The organism is Mycolicibacterium llatzerense (assembly GCF_000878195.1).
Lineage (GTDB): Bacteria > Actinomycetota > Actinomycetes > Mycobacteriales > Mycobacteriaceae > Mycobacterium > Mycobacterium llatzerense.
Genome location: NZ_JXST01000089.1, coordinates 1 through 3,156, shown reverse-complemented (window position 1 = coordinate 3,156; position 3,156 = coordinate 1). Strand labels below are relative to the sequence as shown.

Sequence of the window (3,156 nt, the reverse complement as noted above, 5' to 3'; positions counted from 1 at the left end):
TTATCCGGCCCTCGGCGCCGGATCAACCCCTGGTGGTCGACTCGAGTCAGCGGTCGAGGCGGTGGAGGTGGTCCGTCAGTGCGTCGGTGACGCGGTGGTGGCGGGCGGCTTCGTCGAGCCAACCACGGTCGCGGGCGTCGGCCTCGAGAGCCTGGATGTCGGTGCGTTGCGCCTCGAGCGCGCCGCGGAATTCCGGTCCGGTGACGAAGTTGTCGCAGGTTTCGCAGATGTTGGCGTAGGGGCAGGCGCCGGCCGCTTCGTGGCGGGAGCAGTAGCCGTGAGCGACGCGAGTTTTGAGCATCTCGCTGCCGAGCCAGCTGACGGTGTCGGGGACGATGGGTTTGCCGACCGGGGTGAGGGTGAACCGGCGGCGCATCTTGCCCATGGCCTGGTCGTAAGCATCGCGCAGTGTCGGCGAGGCCAGGGTGGCGTAACGCAGAGTCATCTGGGGAGTGACGTGCCCGAGCAGCGCCATCAACGCTTGCAGGCTCATCCCGGCATTGGCGAGTTCGGTGGCCCAGGTGTGGCGTAGCTGATGCGGGGTCACGACCAACGGTGCGCCGCCGGTCCCGCGCAGTCCGCAAGACTCGACGGCGGCGAGGAGTCCGTTGCGCAACCGGGTCTGACCGAGACGACGACCGTGCGCGACGAACAGGAAATCGGTCAACGCTCCGGTGCGGGGATGTGGCAATGGTCGGCAGACACCGCGCCCGCCGGTCCATTCATCCAACGCCGTGAGGGTGGTGGCCGAGAGCGGAACCATGCGTTCGGTGGCGAGTTTGCCCAACGGCACCTTGAGCCAGGTCCCGGCCGGTCCGTAATCGATGACGCTGCCGAGTTCGAGATCGAGTAGTTCCCCGACCCGCAGACCGGCTCCGCGCAGCACCGTCAACCCGATGCGAGCGAACGAATCATGCAACTGTCCAACCGCATTCATTACTGCGGCATCGATATCGGGTGGCAGGGCCCGCGGAAGGGGTTGATCGAGTTTCGGGACGTCGGCGGCGAAGACGAGCCGGCGGGTCGGTGCCTGCTCCCAGCCCCATTCGGTGAGATCGTCGAGCAGGTTGCGCACGCTGAGCACGGTCGATTGGATCACGGCCTTGGAGATGGTGCGTCCGGCGCCGGCGGCGGCGCGTTGTCCACGCCAGCTGCGGGCGCGGTTCCAGGAAAGGAAGCCCTCGATGTGACTGCGGTCGAGATCTTGGAGGGAGGTGACCTCGGGATGGTTGGTGGTGAGGTAGTCCGCGAACGGCAGCAGGTCGTTGATCAGCGATTCGACGGATTTCGGGCGCAGCACCGATGCCCGGACGGTGACGTAACGCAGCAATGTTGCGCGGATCGCGTCGGCCATCGCCACGTCGGCGAACCGTTGGGTGTAGCTGCGGGCCCACCGCCGGCGCCGTGGTGGTGTGTCGACGATGCGGGCCTGAAACAGTATCTGCCGCATTCCGGCGATCCGGTTGCGGTAGGCCCGGCGCGTCGACGGCGGAATAGATTGTGTGGCAGCCAATGCCGCGTCGAAATCGTCGATGGTGTTGTCGGTGATGCCGCTGACAAATCCGCCGTGCCAGGCGAGCAGCACCGCCAGGCACTCGCCCAGGACGGTCTCGACCCAGGACGGTGTCCAGCCCAAGGCCAGTCCGGCGGCACGGACGGCGGCGAATCCGACTGGGTCGCGGGCTTCGACGGCACGTCCGAGCCCGGTGAGGTTCTTGACGGCGGCGAACTCGAGGTCCAGTCGCAGCTCATCGTGACCGATGACGTGACACAGCAGCGGCCACGCCCCGGTGCTGCGCAGTTCGGTGAGCCGGTCCGCTGCCGGCCGAGTCATCCAGTCCCGCAGATCCGGGTGCTCCGCCAGAAACGCACCCGCGATGCGGGCGCGATCGCGGACAGCTCCTCCGCTCAGCCCGAGGGTGGTGACGTGGTCGAGATAGCCGGCCAGCACCATGTCCGGCGCCGCCACAGTCGTCGATGCGGTGATCATCGCCGTGCCCCTGTCAGGCTGGCCCGGGCTGCGCCGTATTCGGCGGCGAGTTGTTCGATGGACAGGTGCACGTATCCGGCGGTGGTCTCCGGGGACACGTGTCCCATCAGTTCCCGCAGCGCCATCAGATCAATTCCTGCAGAGGCCAGTTCGGTGCCGTAAGTGTGGCGCAACCGATGCGGACGCACCCGAGAAGCACCGGAGAGCTCCCGGTGCCGCCGGAACAGCGACCGCAGTCCCGCCTCGGTCACCGGCGCCCCCGCGGTGGGGCCACGCAGCACCACGAAACACTCCTCGGTCGCCAACCCCGGCGGCCGTTCGAGGCGCAGATAGGCCGACAGTTCGGTGAAGAACACCGCATCGACCGGCACCACCCGTTCCTTCGAACCTTTGCCAAGCACCCGCAACCGACGTCGACCGAAATCCACGTCTGCCAGCCGCAGGGACCGCACCTCGGCGCTGCGCAGGCCCCCGAACAGCATGCCCCACACCATCGCCCGATCCCGATGGGTGCGCAGCGACGCCGCAAACTGCTCGACCGCGTCGGCGTCGAGGGATTCGGGCAGCAACCGCGGTTGGCGCACCAGCCGGCCCCCGGCCCGGGGTCGGCCCGGCCCGAGATGTCCGAGCAGTCCCCGCGCCTGCGGTCGCAGGCCCTGCCCGCGCCGCGGTGAGGGCACCGGATTGTCGCTGCGCATCCCGGTCATCACCAGGTACTCGAACAACGCCCGCACCGCCGCGACTCGCCGGTTGATCGTCGACGCCGCCGTGCCCCTGCCGTTCCTTCTCGCCGTGCCGGGGCGGGGTTCGCGGCGCACGTCCTGCCAGTCGACCCACTCGAACACCGCCACCGGCGTCACCGCCGCCAATCGGAGATCGTGGTCGAGCAGAAACCGGGCCAGATTGAGCACATCGAACGCATACGCCCGCACCGTCGCCGCGCTGAACCCGCGCCCGGCCAGATGTTTCAGGAACGCATTCGCCGCAGCGCATCCCTCCCACTGGCCGTCGATCGCATAGCCGTCGCTGCTGGTGCACACCCGAACGGTCATCACCTGCCCCTTCTCGATCGAGCCGACACCGCCAGCATGCGCCCCGCATCGCCGTCGGCCTCGGACCTCACGCCGCACTCATGATCGTGTCGTGGGAGGGCCGGTTAACCGATA

The 3,156-nt window shown here is 68.3% G+C and carries 2 protein-coding genes; both read right to left on the bottom strand.

Annotated elements, in window-relative coordinates; genetic code table 11:
* Positions 1-46: 46 nt before the first annotated feature.
* Positions 47-1,990: a site-specific integrase gene (locus TL10_RS29275; protein WP_016895559.1), complete on the bottom strand. Its 1,944-nt coding sequence runs from the start codon at positions 1,988-1,990 to the stop codon at positions 47-49.
* Positions 1,987-3,042, bottom strand: coding sequence for a tyrosine-type recombinase/integrase (locus tag TL10_RS29270; protein ID WP_016895560.1), 1,056 nt, complete (start codon positions 3,040-3,042; stop codon positions 1,987-1,989). The genes TL10_RS29275 and TL10_RS29270 overlap by 4 nt, the downstream gene beginning before the upstream one ends.
* Between the last annotated feature and the right edge of the window lie 114 nt (positions 3,043-3,156).

Coding starts and splice junctions, on each gene's coding strand:
- TL10_RS29275 (WP_016895559.1), bottom strand. CDS start 1,990: ATGATCACCGCATCGACGACTGTGGCGGCGCCGGACATGGTGCTGGCC.
- TL10_RS29270 (WP_016895560.1), bottom strand. CDS start 3,042: ATGACCGTTCGGGTGTGCACCAGCAGCGACGGCTATGCGATCGACGGC.